The sequence below is a fragment of the Caulobacter sp. FG121 genome (assembly GCF_057809815.1).
Map to the genome: position 1 here is coordinate 403350 of NZ_JBMDKR010000002.1, position 25559 is coordinate 428908.

General features: G+C 67.3%; 29 protein-coding genes. 16 read left to right on the forward strand and 13 right to left on the reverse strand.

The genetic code is table 11. From position 1 onward, the window contains the following. Window positions 1–34 precede the first annotated feature (34 nt). Together ACODSL_RS07950 and ACODSL_RS07955 are read left to right on the forward strand one after the other, a co-directional pair. Complete coding sequence (locus ACODSL_RS07950) at window positions 35–1183, forward strand: AraC family transcriptional regulator (protein ID WP_488900127.1); 1149 nt, start codon at window positions 35–37, stop codon at window positions 1181–1183. Between the two features lie 133 nt (window positions 1184–1316). Continuing rightward, the gene (locus ACODSL_RS07955; RefSeq protein ID WP_488900128.1) at window positions 1317–2885 is read left to right on the forward strand and encodes a serine hydrolase domain-containing protein; all 1569 of its coding nucleotides are present in this window, start codon (window positions 1317–1319) and stop codon (window positions 2883–2885) included. On the opposite strand, the gene ACODSL_RS07960 is transcribed toward ACODSL_RS07955, so the two are convergent. Together ACODSL_RS07960 and ACODSL_RS07965 are read right to left on the reverse strand one after the other, a co-directional pair. Beyond that, complete coding sequence (locus ACODSL_RS07960) at window positions 2882–3322, reverse strand: hypothetical protein (protein WP_488900129.1); 441 nt, start codon at window positions 3320–3322, stop codon at window positions 2882–2884. The two genes, ACODSL_RS07955 and ACODSL_RS07960, sit on opposite strands and share 4 nt — an antisense overlap. Before the next feature lie 40 nt (window positions 3323–3362). After that, the gene (locus tag ACODSL_RS07965) at window positions 3363–4355 is read right to left on the reverse strand and encodes a GlxA family transcriptional regulator (protein WP_488900130.1); all 993 of its coding nucleotides are present in this window, start codon (window positions 4353–4355) and stop codon (window positions 3363–3365) included. 107 nt (window positions 4356–4462) lie between these two features. On the opposite strand from ACODSL_RS07965, the gene ACODSL_RS07970 reads away from it, so the two are divergent. Then, window positions 4463–5749 (forward strand): DJ-1/PfpI family protein, encoded by a 1287-nt coding sequence (locus ACODSL_RS07970; RefSeq protein WP_488900131.1) that lies wholly within the window; start codon window positions 4463–4465, stop codon window positions 5747–5749. Here the strand turns inward: ACODSL_RS07970 and ACODSL_RS07975 are convergent, their stop codons facing one another. Further along, window positions 5750–7888 carry a hybrid sensor histidine kinase/response regulator gene (locus tag ACODSL_RS07975; protein WP_488900132.1) on the reverse strand — a complete coding sequence of 713 codons (2139 nt, stop codon included), beginning with the start codon at window positions 7886–7888 and terminating at the stop codon, window positions 5750–5752. Between the two features lie 183 nt (window positions 7889–8071). Continuing rightward, window positions 8072–8734, reverse strand: coding sequence for a glutathione S-transferase family protein (locus tag ACODSL_RS07980; RefSeq protein WP_488900133.1), 663 nt, complete (start codon window positions 8732–8734; stop codon window positions 8072–8074). Between the two features lie 135 nt (window positions 8735–8869). Here ACODSL_RS07980 and ACODSL_RS07985 point away from each other — a divergent pair, with 135 nt between their 5' ends. Continuing rightward, window positions 8870–9913 (forward strand): ribonucleotide-diphosphate reductase subunit beta, encoded by a 1044-nt coding sequence (locus ACODSL_RS07985; RefSeq protein WP_488900134.1) that lies wholly within the window; start codon window positions 8870–8872, stop codon window positions 9911–9913. A gap of 9 nt (window positions 9914–9922) precedes the next feature. On the opposite strand, the gene ACODSL_RS07990 is transcribed toward ACODSL_RS07985, so the two are convergent. Continuing rightward, the gene (locus tag ACODSL_RS07990) at window positions 9923–10279 is read right to left on the reverse strand and encodes a hypothetical protein (RefSeq protein ID WP_488900135.1); all 357 of its coding nucleotides are present in this window, start codon (window positions 10277–10279) and stop codon (window positions 9923–9925) included. Between the two features lie 211 nt (window positions 10280–10490). Between ACODSL_RS07990 and ACODSL_RS07995 the strand changes: the two genes are divergently transcribed. The 5 genes from ACODSL_RS07995 (at window position 10491) to ACODSL_RS08015 (ending at window position 14239) form a co-directional block, all read left to right on the forward strand. Next, window positions 10491–11546, forward strand: a complete 1056-nt coding sequence (locus ACODSL_RS07995; protein ID WP_488900136.1) for a hypothetical protein — start codon at window positions 10491–10493, stop codon at window positions 11544–11546. A 325-nt stretch (window positions 11547–11871) separates the two neighbouring features. Then, complete coding sequence (locus ACODSL_RS08000; RefSeq protein ID WP_488900137.1) at window positions 11872–12486, forward strand: hypothetical protein; 615 nt, start codon at window positions 11872–11874, stop codon at window positions 12484–12486. A 66-nt stretch (window positions 12487–12552) separates the two neighbouring features. Continuing rightward, window positions 12553–12948, forward strand: coding sequence for a holdfast anchoring protein HfaA (gene hfaA / locus ACODSL_RS08005; protein WP_488900138.1), 396 nt, complete (start codon window positions 12553–12555; stop codon window positions 12946–12948). After that, window positions 12948–13814 (forward strand): holdfast anchoring protein HfaB, encoded by an 867-nt coding sequence (gene hfaB / locus ACODSL_RS08010; RefSeq protein ID WP_488900139.1) that lies wholly within the window; start codon window positions 12948–12950, stop codon window positions 13812–13814. The genes hfaA and hfaB overlap by 1 nt, the downstream gene beginning before the upstream one ends. 62 nt (window positions 13815–13876) lie before the next feature. Beyond that, window positions 13877–14239: a phage holin family protein gene (locus ACODSL_RS08015; protein WP_488900140.1), complete on the forward strand. Its 363-nt coding sequence runs from the start codon at window positions 13877–13879 to the stop codon at window positions 14237–14239. A gap of 150 nt (window positions 14240–14389) precedes the next feature. Here ACODSL_RS08015 and groL read toward each other — a convergent pair whose 3' ends face one another. Both groL and groES read right to left on the reverse strand, forming a co-directional pair. Next, a complete protein-coding gene (gene groL / locus ACODSL_RS08020) occupies window positions 14390–16042 on the reverse strand; it encodes a chaperonin GroEL (RefSeq protein WP_488900141.1) in 1653 nt (550 codons plus the stop codon). A gap of 54 nt (window positions 16043–16096) precedes the next feature. Beyond that, window positions 16097–16387 carry a co-chaperone GroES gene (groES, locus tag ACODSL_RS08025; RefSeq protein WP_488900142.1) on the reverse strand — a complete coding sequence of 97 codons (291 nt, stop codon included), beginning with the start codon at window positions 16385–16387 and terminating at the stop codon, window positions 16097–16099. A gap of 207 nt (window positions 16388–16594) precedes the next feature. On the opposite strand from groES, the gene ACODSL_RS08030 reads away from it, so the two are divergent. From ACODSL_RS08030 to ACODSL_RS08045, 4 genes are all read left to right on the forward strand, one after another. Next, complete coding sequence (locus ACODSL_RS08030; RefSeq protein ID WP_488900143.1) at window positions 16595–16981, forward strand: VOC family protein; 387 nt, start codon at window positions 16595–16597, stop codon at window positions 16979–16981. Window positions 16982–16985: 4 nt separating this feature from the next. Then, the gene (locus tag ACODSL_RS08035; RefSeq protein ID WP_488900144.1) at window positions 16986–17396 is read left to right on the forward strand and encodes a DUF4345 family protein; all 411 of its coding nucleotides are present in this window, start codon (window positions 16986–16988) and stop codon (window positions 17394–17396) included. A gap of 108 nt (window positions 17397–17504) precedes the next feature. Continuing rightward, window positions 17505–17933 (forward strand): DUF2141 domain-containing protein, encoded by a 429-nt coding sequence (locus ACODSL_RS08040; protein ID WP_488900145.1) that lies wholly within the window; start codon window positions 17505–17507, stop codon window positions 17931–17933. Between the two features lie 91 nt (window positions 17934–18024). Beyond that, the gene (locus tag ACODSL_RS08045) at window positions 18025–19188 is read left to right on the forward strand and encodes a M23 family metallopeptidase (RefSeq protein WP_488900146.1); all 1164 of its coding nucleotides are present in this window, start codon (window positions 18025–18027) and stop codon (window positions 19186–19188) included. Window positions 19189–19260: 72 nt separating this feature from the next. Here the strand turns inward: ACODSL_RS08045 and ACODSL_RS08050 are convergent, their stop codons facing one another. From ACODSL_RS08050 to ACODSL_RS08065, 4 genes are all read right to left on the reverse strand, one after another. Next, window positions 19261–20568: an acyl-CoA dehydrogenase family protein gene (locus tag ACODSL_RS08050; protein WP_488900147.1), complete on the reverse strand. Its 1308-nt coding sequence runs from the start codon at window positions 20566–20568 to the stop codon at window positions 19261–19263. 104 nt (window positions 20569–20672) lie between these two features. Further along, the gene (locus ACODSL_RS08055; protein WP_488900148.1) at window positions 20673–20912 is read right to left on the reverse strand and encodes a helix-turn-helix domain-containing protein; all 240 of its coding nucleotides are present in this window, start codon (window positions 20910–20912) and stop codon (window positions 20673–20675) included. A gap of 3 nt (window positions 20913–20915) precedes the next feature. After that, the gene (locus tag ACODSL_RS08060; RefSeq protein WP_488900149.1) at window positions 20916–21434 is read right to left on the reverse strand and encodes a hypothetical protein; all 519 of its coding nucleotides are present in this window, start codon (window positions 21432–21434) and stop codon (window positions 20916–20918) included. A gap of 12 nt (window positions 21435–21446) precedes the next feature. Next, entirely contained in the window at window positions 21447–21953 is a 507-nt protein-coding gene (locus ACODSL_RS08065) for a hypothetical protein (protein ID WP_488900150.1), read from the reverse strand. A gap of 118 nt (window positions 21954–22071) precedes the next feature. Between ACODSL_RS08065 and ACODSL_RS08070 the strand changes: the two genes are divergently transcribed. Together ACODSL_RS08070 and ACODSL_RS08075 are read left to right on the forward strand one after the other, a co-directional pair. Then, on the forward strand, window positions 22072–22662 hold the full coding sequence (locus tag ACODSL_RS08070; protein WP_488900151.1) for a GNAT family N-acetyltransferase: 591 nt from the start codon (window positions 22072–22074) through the stop codon (window positions 22660–22662). A gap of 111 nt (window positions 22663–22773) precedes the next feature. After that, a complete protein-coding gene (locus ACODSL_RS08075) occupies window positions 22774–23256 on the forward strand; it encodes a hypothetical protein (RefSeq protein WP_488900152.1) in 483 nt (160 codons plus the stop codon). A gap of 3 nt (window positions 23257–23259) precedes the next feature. Here the strand turns inward: ACODSL_RS08075 and ACODSL_RS08080 are convergent, their stop codons facing one another. Further along, complete coding sequence (locus ACODSL_RS08080) at window positions 23260–23712, reverse strand: DUF6265 family protein (protein WP_488900153.1); 453 nt, start codon at window positions 23710–23712, stop codon at window positions 23260–23262. 51 nt (window positions 23713–23763) lie between these two features. Next, window positions 23764–24204 (reverse strand): nucleoside deaminase, encoded by a 441-nt coding sequence (locus ACODSL_RS08085; protein WP_488900295.1) that lies wholly within the window; start codon window positions 24202–24204, stop codon window positions 23764–23766. A 106-nt stretch (window positions 24205–24310) separates the two neighbouring features. On the opposite strand from ACODSL_RS08085, the gene ACODSL_RS08090 reads away from it, so the two are divergent. After that, a complete protein-coding gene (locus ACODSL_RS08090) occupies window positions 24311–25525 on the forward strand; it encodes a pseudouridine synthase (RefSeq protein ID WP_488900154.1) in 1215 nt (404 codons plus the stop codon). Window positions 25526–25559 lie beyond the last annotated feature (34 nt).

The window sequence follows — 25559 nt, forward strand, 5'->3', positions numbered from 1 at the left end:
ACGCGCTAGCTTCCGTGACGGAGGCGCGCGGGTCATGGGCATCTACAGTCTGTCCTTGCTGGTCGGGGCGGCCAATGGCGCCGCGCTGGCGGGGCTGGCGGCAGCCAGTGGGCGCGGACCCGCGCGGTGGTGGCTGGCGGCCCTGATCAGCGCCGTTGTGCTTCGGCTGGGCCCCTATGTGCTGGGCTATGCCGGGGCCTATGACGCCCACCCTTGGCTGACCTTTGCGCCGTTCGATCTTTCGTTCGCCTATGGTCCGCTGCTTTGGGGGTACATCGTCTGTCTGACGACGGGCCGGCCGCCGTCGCAATGGGGCCTGCACCTCGTCCCCGCCGCCGTTCAGCTCGGCTATCAGTTGGTCTGTTTCGCCCTCCCGACCCCTGCGAAGTGGACCTGGTATACGGGTCCGCACCTCGGACTGGTCGCGCCGGCGGGCGCGGCGGTCGCCCTGGCTCTGGCCGGAATCTATCTTTTCATCAGTCTACGGACGGTCGAGCGCTATCGCGCTTGGCTGGACGACCATTTCGCCAATCGCGAAGACGCGCGCCTTGGATGGCTGCGGGCGATGCTGACCGGGTTCGCCATGACCCTGGCGGTCGCCGCCGGATTCGCCCTGACTAGCTGGCTGGTGCGCCCACTCGACTACATGGCGCGGTTTCCGCTGATGCTCGTCTTCGCCGGCCTGACCTATGGCCTGGGGTTGCTCGGTTGGCGGTATGGCGGGGTCGACTATCCGCACTCGGCGCCGGCGTCCGCAGCAAGGACGAAGGGCGCACCGGGCGACGAGACCGCGAGATACAGGACGCAGGCGACGGCCTGGCGCGAGCGCGTGGTCGAAGCCGGGTGGTGGCGGGACGAGACGCTGGATCTGGCCGGCCTCGCCGCGCGGCTGGCGGTATCGGAACGGACCCTGTCGCGCGGGCTATCGTTGGGAGCTGGCCAGACGTTTCGGGAGTTCCTCGGGCGGATCCGCGTCGAGGCCGTCACGGAAGCGTTGACCCGACCGGAGAACGCCGGGCGCGATGTGCTGGACCTGGCCCTGGAGGCCGGCTTCAACGCCAAGGCCAGCTTCAACCGCGCCTTCCGTCTCTACGCGGGCGCCACGCCGACGGAAATTCGCCGCCGCCTCGGGCGTCCCGAAAGCCGCCAATCCGCGCCAATGGCGGATACTGCGGCGCTCTAGCCGCCGCGAGTGGTCAGGGTTGTGTCTCCACCGATGGAGACCCACCGTGCTGACGACGTTGCCTTTGCTATTCGCGCTTGCCGGAGCGGCGCCCTCATCCTCGCCGCCGCCTTCCGACCCGACACCGTCCGTCATGGCCCTGTTCAGGGACGCCGCCGACCCCGCGGGGCCTGGCTGCGCGATCTCGGTCATGCGCGGCAGTGAGCCGGTATTCAGCAGGACCTGGGGGATGGCGAATCTCGAGACCGGAACGCCGATTCACCCCGACACCGTGCTGGAGGCCGGGTCGGTCTCCAAGCAGGTGACCGCCGCGGCCGTCGCGGTGCTGGTCGCGGACGGGCGGCTGGCGCTGGACGACGACATCCGCAGGTACCTTCCCGAAATGCGCGACTACGGCGCCCCCATCACAATCCGCAGGCTGCTGACGCACACCAGCGGCCTGCGCAACTGGGACGATCTCGTGGAACTGGCCGGCGCCGGCCGCGACAGCCGCAACCACACCAACGCCCAGGTGCTGGCGATCGTGGCGCGGCAATCGGCGCTGAATTTCACGCCGGGTACGGAGTATCTCTACAGCAACTCGAACTACGTCCTGGCCGCGATCATCGTGGAGCGGGTCAGCGGACAGACCTTTGACGCCTTCAGCCGCGCACGGCTGTTCGAGCCGGCCAGCATGGACCGGACCCGCTGGCGCGACAATCACAATGACATCGTGCCGGGGCGGGCGACCGCCTATACGCCCGGCGAGGACGGCGTCCTGCGTCAGGACATGCCGCTCGAAGACGTGGTCGGACCCGGCGGATTGCTGACCACGGTCGGCGACCTGCAACGCTGGAACGCGTTGCTCAGCGCTCCGCCGTCGTGGGCGTCGGACTGGGTCGGGCTGCTGACGAACACGCGGGGCGCCCTCGCCGACGGAACGCCTATCGCCTACGGGCTCGGGCTGGAGTGGACCAGCGTCAACGGCCGCGTACTCATCTTCCACGCCGGCGCCACGGCCGGCTACCGGGCCTATCTGGCGCGAGTTCCGGCCGAGGGCCTTTCGGTCGCGGTGCTCTGCAACGCCGGCGCCCTCAACACCGAGGATCTCGGACCTGCCCTGACAGCGCTGTTCATGCCAGCTGCGCCGGCATCTGTGGAGGTCCCGGTCGGGCTTGTGAGGCCGGCGCCGGCAGATCTCGCCGGGCTGTGGAGGAACCGGCTGACCGGCGCCCTCGTGAAGGTGACGGTCGACGAGGCCGGCGTGCATTTCAACGGCGGCGGGCCGTTCTCTCCTGATGGCACGGGCCGCCTGGTGAACCGGGCAGGAACCCGGGAGGCGACCGTGACCCGTGACCACCAGGGCCGGCCCACCGGCCTGTCGTTGACGCGCATCGGAAACGCAGCGGTCCTTCTGGCGCCTGTATCCGCCTGGAAGCCGGACGCGAAGACACTGGCGGCGTTCACCGGGCAGTTCGTAAGCGTCGACGCCGAGGCCGTCTGGACCGTCGCGGTCGACGTGGCCGCCGGAGGCGTCCTCAGGACCACGGGCCCGGACGGAGAAACCTTCCTGCTCGACCCGATCTATCAGGACGCCTTCAGCGGGCGGGACGCCTACTGGACCTTTGTGTTCGAGCGCGACCGCAGCAACCGGGTGATCGGCTGGCGCGCCTACAAGACCCGGACGCGGGGCGTCGTGTTCCGGCGATTGGCGGGTGGCTAGCGGCGGGTCGCGCCGCTGACCTGCGCCTCGACCTTCGACAGGCCCCTCGCGACGTCGCCGGCGCGATCGAGAGTCGCCTTGAAGGCGCGGAGGTCGTGGCTGTCGATGCGGCGGACGCGGCCGGGACGAGTCCATTCCTGGCCGATGCGGGCCCCCAGGCGACAGGCGCGGGCGTGGACTGAGGCCCGGCGAGCAGGGTCGGCGCGGGCCGTCAGGCGGGCGACGACCTGGTTCCAGTTGGGGCTTCCGGCATGGCAGCCCTTCAGGCTCCCGCAGTCGCCGGTCCAGAACCGGCGATACCAGGCGGCGGTCAGGGTATCCTGGGCCGGCGGCGGGCCGATCACGGATCGGCAGTCTGCGCGGACATAGGCCTGCCCTTCGACGGACGTCGCCGCAAGCAAGGTGGCGGTGAGAACCAGAGTCGCGATCCTGTTCATGCTAGCGGAACGGATGACGCGGGCGCGGGGTTGCGCAAGGTCAGGCGCCGCCGACCCGCCCGAACCGCTGCCGATATTCACCCGGCGTCGCGCCGAGGCGCTTGTGAAAGGCGCGGTGCAGGCCGTCGAGACTGCCGAAGCCTGCCCGTTCGGCGATTCTTGCGAGCGGCCAGTCGGAAGTCTCGAGCAAGGTCTTGGCCCGGTCGAGGCGGGCGGTCTCGACGAAGGCGGCCGGCGTGATGCCGGTCTCGCGATGGAAGACCCTGGAAAACGTCCGTTCGGTCATGCCGGCTCTGGCGGCGAGGGCCGGCAGCGAAAGGTCGCCGACCGGATCAGCGCTGATGTCGGCGATCAGCTGGCGCAGTTTCGGCGTCGCCGCCGCCTGGACGTTGAGGCCGGCGCTGTACTGCGTCTGGCCGCCGGGGCGGCGCATGAACAGAACCAGGTTGCGCGCGATGGCCAGGGCCAGGTCCGGACCGTGGTCGGCCTCGACGAGAGCCAGGCACAGGTCGATGCCCGCCGTGACCCCGGCCGAGGTGAAGAAGGGCGGGTCGGCGACGAAGATCGCGTCCGGCTCAAGCCGGACAGCTGGCCGAAGCGCGCGCAGCTGATCGCAGACACCCCAGTGGGTGGTCGCGCGACGGCCATCGATCAGGCCCGTCGCCGCCAGCACCAGGGCGCCGGAACAGACGCTGCCCATGCGGCGGGTGGTAGAGGCGCGATCGCGCAGCCAGTCGAGCACGACGTCGCTCTCGCCCATCGCTCGCAGGCCCGCTTCGTGTCCACCGCCCACGAGCACGGTATCCAGATCGGCAGGCAGGTCGGCCAGCGCCACAGAACCGGCCAGGCGAAGTCCCGAGTTGCATCGAATCTCTCCCCCGTCCGGCGAGGCGAGGATGGGCTCGTAGAGAGGCTTGCCGCTGAAGTTGCAGGCCATGGCGAAGACCTCGAGGGGGCCGACCAGATCAAGGGACTGGACGCCATGATAGCCGACGAGGGCCACTTTGCGGGTATGGGCAGGGGTCAAGGTCATTGGCGCAATATGCGATACTTGTGTCATTTCCGCCAGACACTTTCGACCCTAGGCTCCAGGTGTTCCCGATCCTCGGGACGCAACGGAGACAAGACCATGACCGATCAATGCCCCTGCGAGCCCTGCACCTGCGTGTCCTGCAACTGCGGACCGACCTGCCGGTGTGGCGACGACTGCGCCTGCGCGACCCCCGCCGCCAGCGCCTGACCGCCCAGAACGTCCGGGGTCGCCGCGCGGCTCCGGACGTCCCCTCTCCTTCCTGTTCGAAAGACACCGCCATGCGCGCCGCCCTCGTGATCATCACTGGCTTTCTCGCCCTGCCCCTCGTCGCGGTCGCGGCCGGCAATTCCTTCGCCGACGGCGCGCCGGCCGTCGCGGTGACCCCCAGGGCTTCGGACCGCCTGACTCTCCCCGCACCCAAAGCCGGACGGACCCGGCCGCTGGTCGTGGTCGTCGGCGAGAACAACGGCGCCGAGGTGACGGACTTCATCATTCCCTACGGCGTGCTCAAGGACTCCGGCGTGGCCGAGGTGCGCAGCCTGTCCACCGGCGAGGGCCCGATCCAGCTGCGCATGGCGCTGAAAATCCGCGCCGACCAGACCCTGGCGCAATTCGATCTGGCCGAGCCGGCCGGCGCCGATATCGTCATCGTACCGGCGCAGATGTCCCCGAAGGACAAGGTGCTGACCGCCTGGGTCAAGGATCAGGCCGGCCGCGGCGCGACCATCGTTTCCGTCTGCGAAGGCGCCCGCGTGGTCGCCGCCGCCGGCCTGCTGCACGGCCGCCGCGCGACAACCCACTGGGGGGCGCTGAAAGCTGTCCAGAAGAGCTATCCGGACACGACCTGGGTGCGCGACCAGCGCTACGTCCAGGACGGTCCGATCATTTCCACGACGGGGGTGTCGGCCTCGATCCCGATGTCGCTGGCGCTGGTCGAGGCGATCGGCGGGCGCGCGACGGCGGAGGCGACCGCCAGACGGCTGGGCGTGAGCGAATGGAGCACCGCGCACCGCACGTCAGAGTTCCATCTGTCAAAAGCCGACTATGGCCACGCGATCAGCATCATCGTGGCGGTGTGGTCGCACGAAACCGTCGAGGCCCCTGTGACGGACGGCGTCGACGAGATCGCCCTGGCGCTGAGGTCGGACGTCTGGCAGCGCAGCTTCCGCGCGCGCGTGGCGACAACCCGGCCCGGACGGGCGCCGGTGCGATCGCGCCACGGCCTGACGATCCTCCCCGATGCGGAGCCGAGGGCCGGTCGCTATGTCATACCCGGCGATGCCGGCCCCGCGGCCCCGCAGCTGGATCAGGCGCTTGCCGCCATGGGCCGCCGCTACGGGCCGTTCGCGGTCAGACTGGCGAAGCTGGGCCTGGAGTATGATCCGGCGACCTGATCAGGCGGCTGTTTCGAGCGGATCCGCGACCAGTCGGGCAATCTCGCCCAGCAGGGCGGCGGGAGAGATGGGCTTGGCCACCACGCCGTTCATGCCCGCCGCGAGATACTGGGCGCGCTGATGGGTCATCACATTGGCGGTCAGACCCAGGATCGGAGTTTCGCCCACCGGTCCTGGCAGGCCGCGGATAGCGCGGGTCGCCGCGACCCCATCCATGTGTGGCATCTGGATATCCATCAGGATCAGGTCAAACCCGCCGACCCGAGCGGCGTCCAGTCCCTGCAGACCGTCCTCCGCTTCAGCGACCCGGGCGCCCAGGCGGCCCAGAAGGGTGCCGGCGACGAGCCGGTTGGTCGCGTTATCCTCGACCAGCAGGATGTTCACACCCTCCAGGGGCAAGTCAGCGGCGTCCTCTGCGCGATCAACAATCAAGGGCGGCGCGGCGGCGGGGAGTTCGATCTCCAGCCAGAAGGTCGAGCCGACGCCCTCGGCGCTGGTGAAGCCGATGTCGCCCCCCATCATGGTCACCAGGTCTCTTGTGATCGAAAGCCCCAGGCCCGCGCCGCCGTATCTGCGGGCCGTATCGCTCTCGGCCTGACGAAAGCGCTCGAAGAGATTCCCCTGCGCGGCTGCGGTCATGCCGATTCCGCTGTCTTCGACCTCGAAGCGAAGCTTGCGAAGGTCGGCGTTCGCGCCTGGCGTAACGGCCAGCCGCGCCGTCACATGACCCTTGGCCGTGAATTTCACCGCGTTGCCCAGCAGGTTGAACATGGTCTGCTGCAGCCTGACCGGATCGGCCATGATCCAGGGGTCGTCGCCCGTGACCTCGCACCGCAGGTCGACGCCCTTGGCCCGGGCATCTCCGGTCAGCAGGGCGACCACCGTCGTCAGCGCCTCACCGGCGTCCATCGCTTCCGTCGCCAGTTCCAGCTGGCCGGCGTCGATCCGCGAGAAGTCGAGCACATCATTCAGCAACTGCGACAGCATGCGGCCGCAGGCGCTGGCCTGACGCATCAGCTCGCGGCCTTCGGCGGAAATCGGCTCCCGTTCCAACAGGTGAAGCGCGGCCAGCACCCCGTTCATCGGCGTTCGAATCTCATGACTGACGTTGGCCAGGAACTCGGACTTGGCGACGTTGGCCGCGTCCGCCAGCGTCTTGGCCTCCTGCAGCGCCAGATCGGCCTCCACCCGCTCGGTGACGTCACGGCTGACATTGATGATACCGACCGGGATGCCGTGTTCGCGCAGAAGGCTGACGTTGCTCTGGATCCAGATCCAGCGGCCGTCCTTGTGGCGCACGCGAAATGTCAGGGCCTGCGACCGGGTCGGGTCGGCCTTCAGCCGACACAACCCCTCCGTAAGATGAGCCGCGCTGTCGGGGTCCACGGTGTCGAGGCGGGACCGGCCCAGCATCTCCTCGCTCGTGTAACCGAAGACGGCGAGGCTTGCGGGTGAGACATACTGGTTGACGCCGTTCATGTCCCAGCGGGCGATGACGTCGGGTATGTTGGCGGCCAGGGTCTCGAAGTCCTGGAGACTAGCGTTGAGCCGGCGCTTCTGTTCCTGGGCCGAAGGCGTATCCATCGCCCGGCCGAGGTTGAAGACCATCGTCAGGCCCACGGCGATCCAGATCGGCGTCATGGCCCGCCAGTCATAGCCAGCGGCTATCGCGATCACCGCCATGGCCGCCCACGCGGGCAGGGCGCCGGCGGCGAGGAACACCATCGGCGTGTTATAGAACAGAAGGACGAGGACCAGGATCAGCGCGACAACCACGACGGCGCCGCTGGCATGCCCGGCGACCCCGCCGGCGCCCCACATCATCCCGCCGAGCAACAGCCACGAGACGTTGGTCGCCACGTAGTTGGCGACGAAGTTGGCCCGGATCGCCGGCGAGATCGCGCCGTCCGCCGCCTGGCGTCGGGTCGCGAACCAGCACCACAGCTCCAGAAGGAGATTTCCCGCGACCCAGCCCAGGGCCAGCGGCCAGGTGGCGACCAGTCCGGCCACAAGCCCGCCGGTCAATGTGAGCGCCACCTTGATCGGGACCACGGCATGGATAGCGACCGCGGCCTCGTCCACGACGCAGGCGAACGGCACGCTCTCCCGATGGGAGGTCTTCTGGCGGGTCGACGGCATCCCGGGCCTCCGGACTAAAGAGACCTGCGATCTGTTCACGCCCGGATGGCGCGAGTCCTAATGCTCCGTGAGGCAAATTGGCTCAGCCCAGGGCGGGGATAGTGTGCCCACCCGATCCGCCGGTTCCCGTCCGTCCCGACGTGCGCTCGCGGCGCGCCGGTCCGAACGCCTTCGGCGCGGGACCTAACGCTCCCATCCCTCGGCGAACGGGAATCGTTGCGCCCAGAAATCGGCCAGGCGCGGGTCAGCGTCGACACGTCGGACCACCGGCGTCATCCCGGGCGCCTCCCGATAGAAGCGGTTGCGGCCCGGCCCCCAGCGGCTGACCACCGCGACATAGAGGTCGAGCACCGACAGGTCGTCGCCGAGCAGATAGTCGCCCGCCGGCCTTATCTGTTGGTCCATCATGCGCCAGCATTCGGCGATGCGCTCGGCGGTCGCCGCCTTGATGCGTTCGCCCTGGGCCGGGTCGGGACCGCCCAGGCGCGAGGGCTCGTCGCGCACCCAGAACAGCGAATAGATCGCCGCCGGAATGTAGGTCATCCAACGCAGGAACTGCCCGCGCCCGGGGTCGTCCACCCCCGGACCAAGGCGCGCCGCCGGGTGGGCGTCGGCCAGCCAGGTCAGGATCGCCCCGCTCTCGGTGAGGATTTCCCCGGACGGCAGGACCAGGGCCGGCACCTGCTTCAGCGGATTGACCTTTTCCACCATCGCCAGCACCTCCGGCTCGAAATCCCAGGTGGCCGCCTCGACCACCGTGTAGGGCAGGCCGATCAGGGTCAGGGCCGCCTCGACGGGCACGCTGCCCGATCCGAGGGCGCCGTAGACGGTCAACGATTGATTCATGATCTTATCCACAATCTCACAACATCTTGTGGGTTGCGTCAGCGTGGCCACTAGATGTGTCGCGGCGGTTTGATACGGTGACCATCCTATCGTGCCGCTTCGATTCCCGCCCGCCCCCGTCCGGAGTTCGTCACCGTGACCGCCTCGTCCAAGCTCATCCTGCCCGGCCTGCTCACCCCTTCGGCGGCCTACAAGCCGTTCCGCTACCCGTGGGCCTACGACATGTGGAAGCGCCAGCAGCAGGTCCACTGGATGCCGGAAGAGGTGCCGCTGGGCGAGGACTGCAAGGACTGGGCGGCGAACCTGAACGATCGCGAGCGCAATCTGCTGACGCAGATTTTCCGCTTCTTCACCCAGGGCGATATCGAGGTCCAGGACAACTACATGGACCGCTACGGCCGCGTGTTCCGGCCGACCGAAGTGAAGATGATGCTGGCGAGCTTCGCCAACATGGAGACCATCCATATCGCGGCCTACGCCCTGCTGCTCGAGACGATCGGCATGCCGGAGAGCGAGTTCGGCGCGTTCATGGAATACGAGGCCATGAAGGCCAAGCACGACTACATGCAGCAGTTCGGGGTCGAGACGAACGCTGACATCGCCCGCACCCTGGCGATGTTCGGCGGCTTCACCGAGGGCCTGCAGCTGTTCGCTTCGTTCGCGATGCTGATGAACTTCCCGCGCTTCAACAAGATGAAGGGCATGGGCCAGATCGTCAGCTGGTCGGTCCGCGACGAGAGCCTGCACTGCGAGGGCATCATCAAGCTGTACCACGCCTTCAACAAGGAGACCGGCGCGGTCACCAAGGACGTGGCTGACGACATCGTCGAGTGCTGCCGCCACGTGGTGGACCTCGAGGACCGTTTCATCGACCTGGCCTTCGAGGCGGGCGACGTCCAGGGCATGAACCCCGAGGACATCAAGCACTACATCCGCTTCATCGCCGACTGGCGTCTGCGCCAGCTCAAGCTGCCCGAGCTGTACGGCGTGAAGGAAAACCCGCTGCCCTGGCTGCAATCGATGCTCAGCGGCGTGGAGCACGCCAACTTCTTCGAAGCCCGCTCGACCGAGTATTCCAAGGCAGCCACCCGCGGCCAGTGGCACGGCGAGACCGGCGTCTGGGGCGAGTTCGACAAGCTGATGGCCCGTCGCAACGAGAACCTGCTGCCGGCGGACTAAACCGGGTCGTCAGGCGGGCGCGGCAGCCGGGCAGAGAGTCCGGAGCGCCGCCACCGTCGGCGGGCAGTCGGTCATGAGATCATGACGGCGGTCAAACGTCAGGCCGCAGGTGGCGCCTCGCCGCCAGGCCAGGGTTGCTTCGTAGACCACCGCGCTGCCTGGCAGCAGAAGGCGGACCTCGGTCGGCATGATCGTCGGCGCGGCGACCAACCTGATGCGGGCTCCGGTCGCGTCCAGATCGACGATACCGCAGTCCAGAGCCGCATCGCGCGGCCCGTGGACCAGAAGTCCGGCCAGACCGCAACCGCGCCGTCTGCGTCGGCGGCGCTCCGCGGGGAGGCCGATGTCATGAGGCTTCTGCGTCATGCGGGCAGTTTGCCGTCGGACTCTTTCAATCCGCTGAACGGCGGTCGCTGTCCGCGCCAAGCCCCCTGAATATCCGCCCCCTTGCAGAATCCTCGGCCCGCGCCCCGCTCAGGTCAGGAGTAAATAGCCAATATGTCCTAGGCGTCGTCTGATGGCGCTTGGCGTAAGACAGTTTTCGACCGGACGGGCCGCGGGAAGCCTGGAAAACCTGATGGCGGCCAGGTCGTCATCGCGGATTCTGAATCTCGTGCAGGCCCACGCCAAGGCCGCCCGCTCCGGCGCGCCGATGGACCCGCCGCTTTTCCAGAGTCCGGTCCTCGCCCGATCATTCATCATCAAGCACCGCCTGCGGCCCGATGAGCGCCTGAACTTCCCGGGCTTCCGGCCGACCGCGACCAAGGTCATCATCCCGCTGGACCCGAACAATCTCGCGCTTGGCGGCAAGACCGCCTTCATCAGCGAGGGCTGGTTCAGCACGATGATGGCGGACGCCACGGGCATCCGTGACTTCACGGACTCGCCGGACGGCATCCTGTTGCGGGAGTTCGACGAGATTCCGTCGTTCGACCCGTTCCTGTTGCGCGAATGGCTGAGCCGCATGGGCCGCACGGCCGACCCCCGTTACTTCGAGCTGACCGCCTCGATCATCGAGGGGATGGAAGCCTTCGTACTGGAAGAGATCAGCCTGCTGGTCTCGATGGCGCTGTCCGGCGTGCCGGCCAACGCGGCGGTCCTGCGCCTGGCGCGCAAGATGCTCTCCAGCCAGTACGACGATGACCTGCGCCCGCTACAGCAGGTGCTGCGTATGTCGCCCGAGGATTTCCGGGACGGGATGTTCGGCTGGAAGGGCCTGCTTTATTACAAGTGGCTGTTCAAACGGGTTGACGCCAAGGTCCCCGGCCTGATCGGCGGCCTGACCGAGATCCGCCCGAAGCGGCATATCAGTCGCTCGCAGATCGACGAGGCCAACGGCATGATCCGGGCGATCTCGACCGCCGTCATGACATGTTCCCGATCGGTGCAGGCCAGCCTCTTCGCCTATGACAGCGCCTATCGCGGTCTGACCCAGACCCAGGATCCCGTCGGCTTCCGCAATTTCCTGCTCAGGGCGCCGCAGATGTTCATCAACCTCGGTGAGTCGGTCGGCATGCTCGAGCATTCGGTCGAGTTCTGGGACTACCGGTCGCGGATGGTCGAGCCGCGCCGCTTCACGGGTGATGACTATCTGTCCCTGATCGCCGAGCTCAAGGACGGCCTCGGCGCCTGACGCCGACCGCCGGCTGTGTCGACGCGGCACAGGCCGGCGTCCCGTTCCGCGCCATGTTGCAACATCGTCCCGCGATCGCGCGGCCGGCCGGGCCGTCTTCAACACGCGCACCGTAAACCATTGAGCCCCCGCCACTCGCCTGCCGGGGGAACCCGGATTGCGGGATTCATCCGCAAGACATCGTCACGCGTCGAGCATGATTTCCCGAGTGTTAACGAGACGATTCAAATGTTTATTCGGATTAATACTACCTGAATATTAAAGCCTTTGGCACGAGCGTTGCTGATGTTCTTTCGCCGAATAACCGGCGAACTGGAGAATTCAGATGAAAAAGCTAGTGTACTTCGCCGCCGCGGCGGTTCTTTTTGCTTCCGGCGCCGCTCAGGCTGCTGAAAGCAACGTGTCGACCAATCAGAACAACAGCGCCAACATCAAGTCGACGCTCAACGCGACTGTGCAACATGTTCAGGACGCGGTGTCGCTGACTTCCGCGGCCATCGGCAACACTGTGACCATCGACGGCGGCCAGGCCGGCTATGTCAGCAACAACCAGTTCTTCCGCGGCGACGCCGTGGCCCAGCTGAACGGCACCCTGACCGACATCGACGGCAAGGTTGAAGCGACGGCCGCCGCCATCGCCAACAGCGGCACGATCAACGTCAACTACGCCGGCTCGATCAACAACACCCAGAACGCCAACTACGACCCGACGGCGTCCCTCGACGCCAAGATCAGCGGCGTGGGCGACGACGTCAGCGCGACCGCCGCGGCCATCAGCAACTCGATGACCGTCAACGGCGACTTCGGCTACCTCGGCTCGTACCAGGGTAACGGCGCGGCCGTGGCCTCGGCGGCCAACCTGTCTGTCAGCAACGTCTCCGGCGCGGTCTCGGCCACCTCGGCGGCCATCGGCAACACCCTGACCGTCAAGGGCTTCTGACGACCCTCGGGGCGCCCGCCACTCCCCGGCGGGCGCCCTCCCTCTCTCAAATCGGCGGAAACCGACATGACCCGAGTCATCCTCGCCCTCTCCCTGCTTGCCGCCGCCGCGTCGCCAGCGACCGCCCAGACCGCGCCTGCCGCCCTGCCGACGGCGGGATCGATGGGCGGGGGCGGGACCGGCATGATGAGCGGCCAGCCGGCCGACTATTCGCTGCGCGACGCCAGCGGCAACCTGGTGATCGTCAACGGCGTCCTGCGGCCGGCCGGCTCGACCGCCATGACCGGCGGCATCGCCGACAGCCCCCTGCCCACGGCGGGCGGCCTGAGCGCCAGCGCCGTCGGCAACCAGCTGACCGTTCTGGCGACCGGCTCCTGGAACACGATCATCGTCGACGCGGTGCAGACCAACACCGGCGACGTCACCGCCACGGCCGGCTCCGCCAGCCAGAAGGATCACTGATGACCCGCGCCCTCGCCCGCACGCTCGCGACCCTTCTGGCCGCCGCCGGCCTGACCGCCTGCGCCTCGACGCCGCCGAAGGTGGACACCGCCGGCTACTACGCCCGGCCGATCGGATCGGCCCCGGCGACAGCCAACGCCACGCCCTATTCACCGGGCCTTGTCTGCCTGGCCCTGGCCGCCCGCAACGCCGGCCGCCGCTCGCCGACCATCGCCGTCGGCCGCATCGCCGACTACACCGGGAAGCAGGAGGACGGCCTGGCCGGCCCGCGCCTGACCCAGGGTGGATCGCTGATGGCCATCACGGCCCTGGCCAAGGCCGGCGCGGAGATGGTCGAGCGGGTCGACACGTCGGTGCCCGAACTGGAACTGCGGTACGCCAACAACAAGCTGCTGTCCGACAGCGGCCAGGCCGTGGGCGGCTATCGCCCGATCACCGCCGGCCAGTACGCGGGGTCCGACTATGTCATCGCCGGCGGCATCACCGAGCTGAACTACAACATCCGTTCGGGCAGCCTCGAAGCCTCCGTCGGCGGATCCAGCGCGACGTCGACCAAGGGCGTGGTCAGCGGCAAGACCTATGTGATGAACATCGGCATCGACCTGCGCCTGATCGACACCCGCACCATGCGCATCGTCGATGTGATCAGCTACCAGAAGCAGATCATCGGCCGGGAAGTCGGCGGCGGCGCCTTCAGCTTCCTCGGCTCCAACATCATCGACATCTCCGCCGGCCGCGGCGAGATGGAGCCGCTGCAGTTGGGCGTGCGGACGCTGATCGAGCGGGCGTCGCTGGAATTCATGGCCAATCTCTACGCGGTGCCGGTGGAGACCTGCCTTCCCGCGAACGATCCGGTGGCGACGTAATCAGGCTGGAGACGGCGCGCGGGCGGGTCTAGGCTCGCGGGGTCAGAAACGGAGACTTCGCGATGCTGCTCGTCAGGCTTGTCCTGCGCACCCTGTTCGGCATGGCCGGGCTGTGGCTGGCCCAGAAATTCGTCAACGGCGTCCATTTCACCGACACCCAGACCCTGGTGATCGCGGCTCTGGTGCTCGGCGTGGTCAACGCCATCGTTCGACCGGTCGTGATCTTCTTCACCCTGCCCCTGACCCTGGTGACGCTGGGCCTGTTCCTGCTGGTGGTGAACGCCGGCATGATCGCCCTGACCGCCTGGCTGATGGATGGCTTCACCGTGGCGGGCTTCGTCCCCGCCCTGCTGGCGGCCATCGTCGTCGGCGTGACCAGCTGGTTCGGCCACATGCTGATCGGGCCGCGGGAAGAGCGGGAGTAGCGTAAACCGCAACGAAAAAGGGCGGCTCCGTTTCCGGAACCGCCCTCAATCATTTTAGCGAAGTCGACTGGACTAGAAGTCCATGTCGCCAGTCGGATCGGCCTGCGCCGATCCGACCACTTTTCGTGATGGGCGACTAAATGGACTTCCCTAGAAGTCCATGTCGCCCATGCCGCCCATGCCGCCGCCCGGCATGCCGCCGGCGCCGCCGCCCGCGTTCTTCTTCGGGGCTTCGACGATGGCCGCTTCGGTGGTGATCAGCAGGCCGGAGACCGAGGCCGCGTCCTGCAGAGCCGTGCGAACGACCTTGGCGGGGTCGATGACGCCCATCTTCACCAGGTCGCCGTAGACTTCCGTCTGGGCGTTGAAGCCGAAGGCCGGGTCGTTGCTTTCCAGCACCTTGCCGACGACGATCGAGCCTTCAACGCCGGCGTTTTCGGCGATCTGACGGATCGGGGCCTGCAGGGCGCGACGGACGATGGCGATGCCCGCAGTCTGGTCGGCGTTGTCGCCGAGCAGGCCTTCGAGGACCTTGGAGGCCTTCAGCAGGGCGACGCCGCCGCCGGGGACGATGCCTTCTTCCACGGCCGCGCGGGTCGCGTTGAGGGCGTCGTCGACGCGGTCCTTCTTTTCCTTCACTTCGACTTCCGTCACGCCGCCGACGCGGACCACGGCAACGCCGCCGGCCAGCTTGGCCAGACGTTCCTGCAGCTTTTCCTTGTCGTAGTCGGACGTGGTGTCTTCGATCTGGCGCTTGATCTGGCTGATGCGGGCTTCGATGCCGTCCTTGTCACCCGAGCCGTCCACGATCGTGGTGTCGTCCTTGGTGATGGTGACCTTCTTGGCCTTGCCGAGCATTTCGAGGGTGACGTTCTCGAGCTTGATGCCCAGGTCTTCGCTGATCACCTGGCCGCCGGTCAGGATGGCGAGGTCTTCCAGCATCGCCTTGCGGCGATCGCCGAAGCCCGGCGCCTTGACGGCCGCGACCCGCAGGCCGCCGCGCAGCTTGTTGACCACCAGGGTGGCCAGGGCTTCGCCTTCGATGTCTTCGGCGATGATCAGCAGGGGACGACCCGACTGGACCACGGCTTCCAGCACCGGCAGCAGCGGCTGCAGGCCCGAGAGCTTCTTTTCGAACAGCAGGATGAGCGGCTCTTCGAGCTGCACTTCCATCTTTTCGGCGTTGGTCACGAAGTAGGGCGAAAGGTAGCCGCGGTCGAACTGCATGCCTTCGACGACGTCGAGTTCGGTTTCGGCGGTCTTGGCTTCTTCAACCGTGATGACGCCTTCGTTGCCGACCTTTTCCATGGCCCGGGCGATCATCTCGCCGACTTCGGCGTCGCCGTTGGCCGAGATGGTGCCGACCTGGGCGATTTCGCTGTTGGCCGAGACCTTCTTGGAGGTCGACTTGATCTCCTCGACGACCTTGATCACGGCCTTGTCGATGCCGCGCTTCAGATCCATCGGGTTCATGCCGGCCGCGACCGACTTCAGGCCTTCGACCACGATGGCCTGGGCCAGAACGGTGGCGGTCGTCGTGCCGTCGCCGGCCTTGTCGTTGGTCTTGGAGGCGACTTCACGGATCAGCTGGGCGCCGAGGTTCTCGAAGCGGTCAGCCAGTTCGATTTCCTTGGCGACCGAAACGCCGTCCTTGGTCGAGCGCGGGGCGCCGAAGGACTTTTCGATCACGACATTGCGGCCCTTGGGGCCGAGGGTCACCTTCACCGCGTTGGCGAGGATGTTGACGCCGCGCAGCATGCGGTCGCGCGCGTCGGAAGAGAAATAGACGTCTTTGGCGGCCATTTCGGAGCTCTCTTTCTATCAGATGTGGGGGAAGCGCAGGCGGCGGGAGAAGGGTTACTTCTCGACCACGCCCAGGACGTCGCTTTCCTTCATGATCAGCAGGTCTTCGCCGTCCACCTTCACTTCGGTGCCGGACCACTTGCCGAACAGGATGCGATCGCCGGCCTTCACGTCGAGCGCGTGAACCTTGCCGGCATCGTCGCGGGCGCCAGGCCCGACGGCGATGACTTCGCCTTCCTGCGGCTTTTCCTTGACCGTGTCGGGGATGATGATCCCGCCCTTGGTCTTCTGTTCTTCCTCGACGCGCTTCACAAGGACGCGGTCGCCAAGAGGACGAAACTTCATCGGGTCGTCTCCGTGTGCGTTTTCTGGTTTGAATGGTCTTCGCGGACGCTCGGGGGCGCTGCTGTTAGCAGTCGCAAACCCCGAGTGCCAACGACGGTGGGCAGTTAGGGTCGCGGTCCGTCGGAGTCAAGGGAACGGCTGCCGATTGAAGCCCTCCCGGCGTCCGTTTTTAACCGGTAGGATCGGCGGCAAGCGAAGGAGTTCACCATGCTTGATCATGTCGGTGCGACCGTCAGCGACCTGACCCGGTCCCGCGCCTTCTATGACGCGGCCCTCGCGCCGCTGGGGATAGCGGTGATCATGGAAGTCACCCCTGAGCAGACGGGCGGCACGGGCCACCTCGGCTATGGCTCGCAGGGGCGGCCCTACTTCTGGATCGGCGACGGCGCGCCGGTCACGGGCAGACTGCATGTCGCCCTGGCCGCGCCGAATCGCAAAGCCGTCGACGCCTTCCATGCCGCCGCCGTCGCCGCGGGCGGGCGCGACAATGGCCCTCCGGGTCTTCGGCCTCACTATCACCCCAACTACTACGGAGCCTTCGTGCTCGACCCTGACGGCCTCAATGTCGAAGCCGTATGCCACGCGCCGGAGTGACGTCTTGATCCCCTATGTTCTGGCCGTGCTCGCCTGCTGTCTCGCCGGGGGTCTGGGTGGATTCGCGCTCGCCCGGCCGCATGAGGCGCTTCAGGTCCGCGGCCTGACGGCGCTGGAAACGGCGCCCGGCGGTCTGGCCATGGCGCGGGGCTTCGGGGCGATGATGCTGATGGCGCACGCGGGTACGGCGGGTCTGCTCGGCTACTACCCCAGCCTCGGCGCGACCATGGCGCTGGCCCTGTCGCTGCTGTGGGCGGGCTCGGCAATCGGCCGGGTGGCGTCGAGCGTGCTCGACCGGCAGACCGATCCCCGGAACGTCCAGCTGGTCCTGGTCGAGGTCCTGATGGGTCTGACCCTGTCGCTGCCCTTCTGGGAAAGCCGGCAGCTGACCGACGGGCCGGTGTTCAACATCTAGAGATCGCCCACCCCGTGATGGGGAAGGCGACGCGACATGACGAAAACGTAACGTGACGACAATGTACTTTGATTTATAAAGTTCATTGTCTCAACGGAGGAACTACCCATGAAACGGATTGCTTTGAGCCTGGCGGCGCTGATGATCGGCGCTGGCATGGCGAGCGCGGCGATGGCCGCGGATGTGACGGTGACGCTGACGGGCGTGCAGGCCCGCGGCGGCAAGGTGCTGGTATCCCTGCAGTCGGGCGACGAATTCATGAAACCCATGGGCCGGTTCGGCTCGATCGCCGGCGGCGACTCGGCCGGCGACGAAACCGTCGTCGTCCACAACGTCCCCCCGGGCGACTATGCGGTGATGGTGCTGCATGACGCGGACGGCGACATGCAGATGGCCCATCAGGCCGACGGCAAGCCGAAGGAAGGCTGGGGCATGAGCGGCCAGTGGGCCCGTGGTCACCGCCCCACCTTCAGCGAAGTGAAGATCACCGTACCCGCCGGCGGGGCCGCGGTGACCGTGCCGATAGTCTACCCCTAGATCGTCGGTCTTCCCGGGTTACCGGGAATTAAGCGGCGGTGAGCGGCGCGCTGTGGTTCCTTCCGCGAAACAAACCGCTGGAGGGCTGTCCATGCGTACGTCGATCACCGCCGCTTTTCTGTTTTCCCTTGTCCTGGCCGGGACCGCCCAGGCGCAGACGGCGCCCGCGTCCGTGAGGACGTTCCCGCACGCGCCGCTGCACATCTACCCGCTCGACAGCACGCGCGGCGTCCAGAGCCTGCTGCTGCCCAACGCCGCCATCATCAATACGGGCGACGCGCCGATCACCGTTGACACCCTGCTGTTCGAGGTGATGCGCGGGGGCGATGTCATGGAAACCCGCACCCTTCACGCCGCCGATCTCGAACGCACGGCGAAGGGCGGCGCCGGCCTGCAGGCCTCAGGCATGATGGGCCAGCTCGGCTTCCTGTTCGGCGACGTGCTGGGCGAGCCCGACGCGAAACTGGCCGCGAGTCCGTCCCTGGCCGCCGGCGAAGGCCTGCTGGTGACGAACCAGATGTTCGCCTGGACCGGCGCGCGGGACAGCCTGCGCATCACCGCTCGCGCCGCCGACGGTGCGGTGCTGGGCCAGTCGACGGTCGCCATCGACGGCGCACCGCCGCAGGCCCGCTATCTGTTTCCGCTGGTCGGCCGGCTCTACGTCCAGGCCGGGCCCAGCCCGCACACCCATCACCGCTGGGCCCCGCCGGAGGCGTTCGCCTATGACATCGTCAGATTGGCGGACGAGGGCTCGACCCATCGCGGGGACGGGACGAAGTTCACGGACTACGCCGTGTACGGCGCAAGCATTCGGGCCGCCGCGGACGGCGAGGTTGTCGCGGTGGTCTCGGACCAGATCGAGGATCCGGCCCAGTTCCGCCGCCCCGACGAGACGACCGAGGCCTACTTCGGCCGCATCCAGGCATGGCAGGCCGAAGGCATGGCCAGGGGCGACGCGTTCCTGGCCGGCAACTACGTGGTCATCCGCCATCCGTGGGGAGAGTACAGCGTCTACGTTCACATGAAGCCGGGCTCGGCGCGGGTGAAGCCCGGTCAGACCGTCAAGGCCGGCGCGGTGATCGGCCAGGTGGGCAGCTCCGGCTCCTCGACCGAGCCGCACCTGCATTTCCAGGTCTGCGACAGCCCCGGCCCGCTGGACTGCGTCGGCATTCCGGTCGCGTTCACCGGCGCCGAGGTCCCCTTTGCCCTGCTGCCCGGCGCGATCCAGAGCGGGGACATCGTCGAGGCGAAGTAGCGCCCCGCGCCACGAAAAACCCCGCCGGCGTTTCCACCGGCGGGGTTCGTCATTTTCGGGCAGACGTGACGCCTAGCGGATGCCGGCGACTTCCAGCGAGCGGTCGCGCTCGTTCTTCTGCTGCATTTTCAGGTCGCCGTACTTGCCGAATTCATCGCGGGCGATGGTGCGGCAGTGGACTTCGTCCGGGCCGTCCGCCAGGCGCAGCGTGCGCTGGTGAGCGTAGGCTGAGGCGAGACCGAAGTCGGTGGTCACGCCGGCGCCGCCGTGGGCCTGGATGGCGTCGTCGATGATCTTCAGGGCGATGCGGGGCGCCGCCACCTTGATCATGGCGATCTCCAGACGGGCCGACTTGTTGCCGGCCTTGTCCATCATGTCGGCCGCCTTGAGGCAGAGCAGACGGCACATCTCGATGTCGATGCGGGCCTCGGCGACGCGCTGTTCCCAGACCGAGTGATCGGACAGGTACTTGCCGAACGCCTTGCGGCTCATCAGGCGCTTGCACATCTTTTCCAGCGCGACTTCCGCCGTGCCGATGGTGCGCATGCAGTGGTGGATGCGGCCCGGGCCGAGCCGGCCCTGGGCGATTTCGAAGCCGCGGCCTTCGCCGAGCAGCAGGGCGTCCTCGACCTTCACGCGGACGTTCTTCAGCAGAACCTCGGCGTGGCCGTGCGGGGCGTCGTCATAGCCGAACACCGGCAGCATGCGCACGATCTCGATACCCGGCGCGTCGAGCGGCACCAGGACCTGCGACTGCTGCTGGTGACGGCTGGCGTTGTCCGGGTCGGTCTTGCCCATGACGATGGCCACCTTGCAGCGCGGATCGCCCACGCCCGACGACCACCACTTGCGGCCGTTGATGACGTACTCGTCGCCGTCGCGGCGGATGTCGGTTTCGATATTGGTCGCGTCGGAGCTGGCGACGTCCGGCTCGGTCATCAGGAAGGCGGAGCGGATCTGGCCGTTCATCAGCGGGCGCAGCCAGCGCTCCTTCTGCTCCAGCGTGCCGTAACGCATCAGCACTTCCATGTTGCCGGTGTCCGGCGCGGAGCAGTTGAACACCTCGGACGCGAAGCCGATCTTGCCCATCTGTTCGGCGATCATGCTGTATTCGAGGTTGGTCAGCTGGATGCCCTCGAACTGGAAGGTGTCATCCACGTGCGTCTGGCCGCTGTGCGGCGGCATGAAGAAGTTCCACAGGCCGGCGGCCTTGGCCTTTTCCTTCAGCTCTTCGACGACCTGGACCACTTTCCAGCGCTCGTCGCCGAGGACGTTCATTTCCTCATTGTAGCGCGGCACCGCCGGGGCGATGTGCTCGTCCATGAACGCGACGACGCGGTCGAGGAACTGGCGTTGCTTGGGGGAGATATCAAAGTCCATGGGTCGGCCCTGCCCTTTTCAAACGGTTGTTTGAAGGGAAGGTATCACCCCGTTGACGCGGGGGGCAAGCACCGAAGTCGATCCTCCCCTCTCAGAGGGGAGGATCATTCCGGGTCCGCCGTCACCGTCAGATCCCCCTCGTCATACCTGTAGTCCAGCAGCTCCCCCGGCGTGCACTCGAGCACGGCACAGAGCTTCGACAGGGTGTCGAACCGCATGCCCCGGACCTTGCCGGTCCGCAGCAGGGACAGCTGGGTCTCCGACAGCCCGATACGCTGGGCCAGATCGCGGGCCTTCATCTTGCGGCGGGCCAGCATGATGTCGAGGGTTACGATGACGGGCACGTATCAGATGATCTCGTCGAGCGCCGATTGCAGTCGCCCGGCCTGGGCCATCATCTTGCCGAGGATCAGGATGGCGCCGCCGATGACTGCGATGACCCAGGTCTCGGTCTCCAGGTGAATGCCGCCGAACCCGTACTCGCCTTCCAGCCAGCTCTTGATCCAGGGCACGATCAGGGCGCTGGCGGCCGCGCCCCACAACAGGGACGATCCGACCTCGGCCAGGCCCTGTGAATTGGCGCGGGAGAACAGTTCGCCCCCGGCCACCCGGCCGAAGATCCGGGCGGCGGCCAGGACGCCGCCAAGGTAGATCAGCGCCGGCAGGACATCGACCAGTCGGTACAGCACGGGCTGGAACACCTCTCTCAGCCCCGTCGTATCGCGAAACCGGATGGCTTCGGCGATCGGACCGATCAGCGTCAGCACCTTAAGTAAAACAAGGAACTGCACAGACAGCGTCACCACGGCGATCCAGGCGATGACTTCGAAGGTTCTGGCCTGATCGGTCAGTTTTGCGTTGGACATGATACTTCCCCCCTAGATGATCTGGTCGAGTTCGGACCGCAGCGCGGTCGCCCGGGTGTGGACGAAACCCAGCATCTGGATCAGGCCGCCGATCACGGCGATCAGCATGTCCGTAGGCTCCGTACGAAAGCGAAGCGCGCCCAGGTCGAGCAAGTCGACGACGGTCGGCGTCACCAGCATGGCGACGAGCGCGCCCACCGACAGCCAGCCGCCGACCGCGCCCAGCGTCGCGCTGTTGCGGGCGCTGAAGATCTCGCCGGTAGCAATCCTGCCGAAGATGCCGCCCGCCGCCAGGACGGCGCCGGCATAGCAGAAGCTGGGCAGCGCCAGGGCCAGTCCCTTGAGGAAACCATCGATCTCCACCTGGCCCAGGCCGTTTCCAAACAGGGCGAACAGGAAGGGGATCACCCCGCCGATGCGCAGATAGTTGATGACGGTCCCCGCGACGATGATGGTCGCGGCGGCCTGCAGGAAGATGGCCTGCCGGCGGAGAGACGTGTCGGAAGCGTCGTACGGCATTGTGGCCGCTCCAGATGTGATAGCGTTATTTTTATATAAGACATAAATTTTCTAAGACGCCACATTAAATCTTCGTAGGCTGTTTCCAACCGCACGCAGCTTGGGCACTCTGGTCCGCATGAACCTGAAAGCGAAACTTCTCAAAGGCCGCTATGTGCGGCTTGAACCGATCACGGCCGACCTGAAGGACGAGTTGCGCGGGGCGATCGACTGCGATCCCGAGGCCTGGGAGATCATGTCGGTCAACGGCTGCGGCGAAGGCTTCAGCGACTTCTGGGGCGCGCTGCAGGGCGAGACCGAACGCGGTGAACGGATCGGTTACGCCATCCGCCGGCTGTCCGACAAACGCGTCGTCGGCACGTCCAGTTTTCTCAACATCCGGCGGCTTCACAAGGGCGTCGAGATCGGCGCGACCTTTCTGCATCCGGACGTTCGATCGGGGCCGGTCAATCCGGAGTCCAAGCAGCTGATGCTGGCCCAGGCCTTCGACGCCGGCGCGATCCGGGTGGAGTTCATGGTCGACGAGCGCAATGCCCGCAGTGAGGCGGCCGTGCTGAAGCTCGGCGCGACCAAGGAAGGCACACTGCGCAACCACAAGATCACCTGGACCGGCCATGTCCGCGACACGGCGGTCCTCTCGATCTGCGACTATGACTGGCAGGCGGTGCGAGAGCGGCTGGACTTCCGCCTTCGGGAATCTTTCAGCTAGGGACACTGTACCCGTCCTGCGTGCGACCGGGTGACGCAACCCCTCATTGTGCGACAACGCGCCACGCGCTCCCGTTCAGGGTTGGTAACACCTCGCGGGGATGGTGCGGACATGACCGCACTGGCCTGCCTTCGCATTCTGAGCAACCCCGAGCGGGTCGTCGCCGGCGTCGAGACGCCGACTCTGATCGTGCGCAGGATCGTCGCCACATGGCTGGTGGCTCACTGGATGCGACCGCGACGGTTCGGCGAAGTCATTCCGGGGGGCTTTGTCCTCAGTGACCCGGACAGCAATCAGGTCAGCCCGGCCGCCCTGCTCTCGCTGGCCGGTGAACTCAGGTACTGCGCAGTCTCGCTTGCGCTGTTGAACGGCGGCCCGGCCGACGTCACCCGGTTCGCCGCGCTGCATGCCGCTGATCTCCGCGCGGTTCTTGCGGGTCATATGGTGGTGGACGGCATGAAGGGCGAGCTGAGCGCCATCGCGGCCCACGGCGTTCATCGCGTGGAGCCCTCTTCGACGGTCACGCCGTTCCGCCTGCTGATGGACAACGCCGCCCTCCTTCAGGAAGCTGTCAGGAGCGCCGCGGCGGCATAGCGCTCAGGGCAGCCGGCGATACCGCCAGTCCATGCCCTGATCCACTCCGTTGATCGTCCCTTCGATACGCGCGCAGAGATCCAGTCCGCAGCGGCGATAGATGACCCGCTGGGGGAAGTCGTGGTCCGGATTCTCGAACACGGCGACGCCGGGTTCGCCAGGCGTGAGCACGAAGGGCGTCGGCGGCTGGCCCTTCAGATAGGCGGTAAAGGTCACGCCCGCGCGCTCGGTGGTGATCGTGCTGAACTCGGTCACCACGGGCTTGCCCGGCCTGTGCGTCTGGGTGAGCCCGGCCATGGATCCCTGCAAGGGCGGCAGCCAGGTCTCGCGGACCGTGCCGCCGGCCGTTTCCTGTGACCAGTCACCGGCCATCCAGGCCAGATCAGCGACGGTTGAGGTGTCTCCGGCGAATGCCGGCGTGGCCAGCAAAGTCAGAACGATCGCGAGACGTTTCATGGCTGACCCTCCGAGAGCCGGACCGCAGCCTGCCCCAGGATCACGCCGGCGTCACTTCCCCCGCCGCGCCCGGAAGAAGCCGCGCAGGAGATCAGCGCTCTCGTCCGCCAGAACGCCGCCGGTTACCTCCGGCCGCCAGTGGCAGGTCGGCTGGTCGAAGAACGTCGGGCCATGCAACACCGCGCCGCCCTTCGGATCGTCCGCGCCGAACACCAGGCGCCCGATACGCGCATGGCTGATGGCCCCGGCGCACATGGCGCAGGGCTCAAGCGTGACAACCAGCGTCAGGCCGGTCAGGCGGTAGTTGCCCAGCGCCGCGGCCGCCAGCCTCATAGCCGCGATCTCTGCATGCGCCGTGGGGTCGTGGGCGCCGATCGGGCCGTTGCCGGCCCTGGAGATGATCGCGCCGGTCGCCGGATCGAGGATCACCGCGCCCACAGGCGTCTCGCCGCGCGCGGCGGCGTCCCGGGCCTCCGCCAGAGCGATCTGCATCGCGTCGATGTCGCTGAGCGGGCTCACGTGGCGGGGACCGTCATTCCATGCTTAAAGGGGCCGGTATCGCCGGGAGGCGACACAGCCTTCTAAAGGAGCACGTCTGATGACTGCACAGGATTCTTCCCAACAGAATGATCGCGTCGCCAAGGTCCTGGCCCGGGCCGGCGTCGCCTCGCGCCGCGAGGTCGAGCGGCTGATCGGCGAAGGCCGGGTGGCGATCAACGGCCAGACCCTGACCACGCCGGGCGTAAAGGTCGAGCCGGGTGACATCGTCACGGTCGACGGCGAGGTGGTCGGCGGCGCCGAGCCCACGCGCCTGTTCCGCTATCACAAGCCGGTCGGCCTGCTGACCAGCCACAACGACCCGGCGGGCCGCCCGACGGTGTTCGAGACCCTGCCGGACGGTCTTCCGCGCGTCATCTCGATCGGCCGCCTCGACATCAATTCCGAAGGCCTGCTGCTGCTGACCAATGACGGGGCCCTGTCGCGGGCGCTGGAACTGCCCTCAAGCGGGTGGATCCGACGCTATCGCGCCCGGGCGTTCGGCTACACGACCCAGGAGAAGCTCGACAAACTGAAGGACGGCATCACGGTCGAGGGCGTGAAGTACGGCGCGATTGACGCCCACCTCGACAAGGCCACCGGCGACCGAGACGGCGCGCGCAACGTCTGGATCACGGTCACCCTGACCGAAGGCAAGAACCGCGAAGTTCGCCGCGTGCTGGAAGCCATCGGGCTGAAGGTCAACCGCCTGCTGCGCCTGAGCTACGGACCGTTCTCGTTGGGTACGCTCGCCCCCGGCGAGGTCGAAGAGGTTGGCCCCCGTGTGATCCGCGAACTGCTGGTCGACTTCATTCCCGCCGCCAACATGCCCGCCGGCAACGCGGTGCAATTCAAGCCGGCCCTGTCCGCCGGCCGCCGCAGCGGCGCAGAGGACGGCGTCGGCGGCGCGGCCCCGGCGGCGAAACCTCACCGCAACGCGCTGCGTCCCGGCCAGGAGTCCGGTGAGCTGAAAGGCGAGCGACAGGTCAAGAAGCCTGGCTGGGCCAAGGCCAAACCCAAAAAGCCGGGCGGCCTGCGCACGCCGAAGAAGGCTCCGCCCGCCGGCAAGGCCAAGGCCCACTGGTCGGAGACGCCGAAGGGCACGCGGGCGGCAGGCGCGGCGCGTCCTGAACGTGCGGCGCGACCTGACGGGGCGGCCAAGCCACGGACCTTCGTGAAACCCTCCGGCGCACCGAAGCCGACGGTGCCGCGTGGCCCGCGTCCCACGGGCGGACCCAAGGGGCCTCGGGCCGGCGGGCCGGGCAAGCGGAAATAGCCCCCCAATCCGCTAATCCCGGCGAAGGCCGGGA

Excerpts from the sequence above, each read along its gene's own strand:
- ACODSL_RS07950 (WP_488900127.1), top strand. The coding sequence starts at position 35 with ATGGGCATCTACAGTCTGTCCTTGCTGGTCGGGGCGGCCAATGGCGCC.
- ACODSL_RS07955 (WP_488900128.1), top strand. The coding sequence starts at position 1,317 with ATGGCCCTGTTCAGGGACGCCGCCGACCCCGCGGGGCCTGGCTGCGCG.
- ACODSL_RS07960 (WP_488900129.1), bottom strand. The coding sequence starts at position 3,322 with ATGAACAGGATCGCGACTCTGGTTCTCACCGCCACCTTGCTTGCGGCG.
- ACODSL_RS07965 (WP_488900130.1), bottom strand. The coding sequence starts at position 4,355 with ATGACCTTGACCCCTGCCCATACCCGCAAAGTGGCCCTCGTCGGCTAT.
- ACODSL_RS07970 (WP_488900131.1), top strand. The coding sequence starts at position 4,463 with ATGCCCCTGCGAGCCCTGCACCTGCGTGTCCTGCAACTGCGGACCGAC.
- ACODSL_RS07975 (WP_488900132.1), bottom strand. The coding sequence starts at position 7,888 with ATGCCGTCGACCCGCCAGAAGACCTCCCATCGGGAGAGCGTGCCGTTC.
- ACODSL_RS07980 (WP_488900133.1), bottom strand. The coding sequence starts at position 8,734 with ATGAATCAATCGTTGACCGTCTACGGCGCCCTCGGATCGGGCAGCGTG.
- ACODSL_RS07990 (WP_488900135.1), bottom strand. The coding sequence starts at position 10,279 with ATGACGCAGAAGCCTCATGACATCGGCCTCCCCGCGGAGCGCCGCCGA.
- ACODSL_RS07995 (WP_488900136.1), top strand. The coding sequence starts at position 10,491 with ATGGCGGCCAGGTCGTCATCGCGGATTCTGAATCTCGTGCAGGCCCAC.
- ACODSL_RS08000 (WP_488900137.1), top strand. The coding sequence starts at position 11,872 with ATGAAAAAGCTAGTGTACTTCGCCGCCGCGGCGGTTCTTTTTGCTTCC.
- hfaA (WP_488900138.1), top strand. The coding sequence starts at position 12,553 with ATGACCCGAGTCATCCTCGCCCTCTCCCTGCTTGCCGCCGCCGCGTCG.
- hfaB (WP_488900139.1), top strand. The coding sequence starts at position 12,948 with ATGACCCGCGCCCTCGCCCGCACGCTCGCGACCCTTCTGGCCGCCGCC.
- ACODSL_RS08015 (WP_488900140.1), top strand. The coding sequence starts at position 13,877 with ATGCTGCTCGTCAGGCTTGTCCTGCGCACCCTGTTCGGCATGGCCGGG.
- groL (WP_488900141.1), bottom strand. The coding sequence starts at position 16,042 with ATGGCCGCCAAAGACGTCTATTTCTCTTCCGACGCGCGCGACCGCATG.
- groES (WP_488900142.1), bottom strand. The coding sequence starts at position 16,387 with ATGAAGTTTCGTCCTCTTGGCGACCGCGTCCTTGTGAAGCGCGTCGAG.
- ACODSL_RS08030 (WP_488900143.1), top strand. The coding sequence starts at position 16,595 with ATGCTTGATCATGTCGGTGCGACCGTCAGCGACCTGACCCGGTCCCGC.
- ACODSL_RS08040 (WP_488900145.1), top strand. The coding sequence starts at position 17,505 with ATGAAACGGATTGCTTTGAGCCTGGCGGCGCTGATGATCGGCGCTGGC.
- ACODSL_RS08045 (WP_488900146.1), top strand. The coding sequence starts at position 18,025 with ATGCGTACGTCGATCACCGCCGCTTTTCTGTTTTCCCTTGTCCTGGCC.
- ACODSL_RS08050 (WP_488900147.1), bottom strand. The coding sequence starts at position 20,568 with ATGGACTTTGATATCTCCCCCAAGCAACGCCAGTTCCTCGACCGCGTC.
- ACODSL_RS08060 (WP_488900149.1), bottom strand. The coding sequence starts at position 21,434 with ATGTCCAACGCAAAACTGACCGATCAGGCCAGAACCTTCGAAGTCATC.
- ACODSL_RS08065 (WP_488900150.1), bottom strand. The coding sequence starts at position 21,953 with ATGCCGTACGACGCTTCCGACACGTCTCTCCGCCGGCAGGCCATCTTC.
- ACODSL_RS08070 (WP_488900151.1), top strand. The coding sequence starts at position 22,072 with ATGAACCTGAAAGCGAAACTTCTCAAAGGCCGCTATGTGCGGCTTGAA.
- ACODSL_RS08075 (WP_488900152.1), top strand. The coding sequence starts at position 22,774 with ATGACCGCACTGGCCTGCCTTCGCATTCTGAGCAACCCCGAGCGGGTC.
- ACODSL_RS08080 (WP_488900153.1), bottom strand. The coding sequence starts at position 23,712 with ATGAAACGTCTCGCGATCGTTCTGACTTTGCTGGCCACGCCGGCATTC.
- ACODSL_RS08085 (WP_488900295.1), bottom strand. The coding sequence starts at position 24,204 with ATGCAGATCGCTCTGGCGGAGGCCCGGGACGCCGCCGCGCGCGGCGAG.
- ACODSL_RS08090 (WP_488900154.1), top strand. The coding sequence starts at position 24,311 with ATGACTGCACAGGATTCTTCCCAACAGAATGATCGCGTCGCCAAGGTC.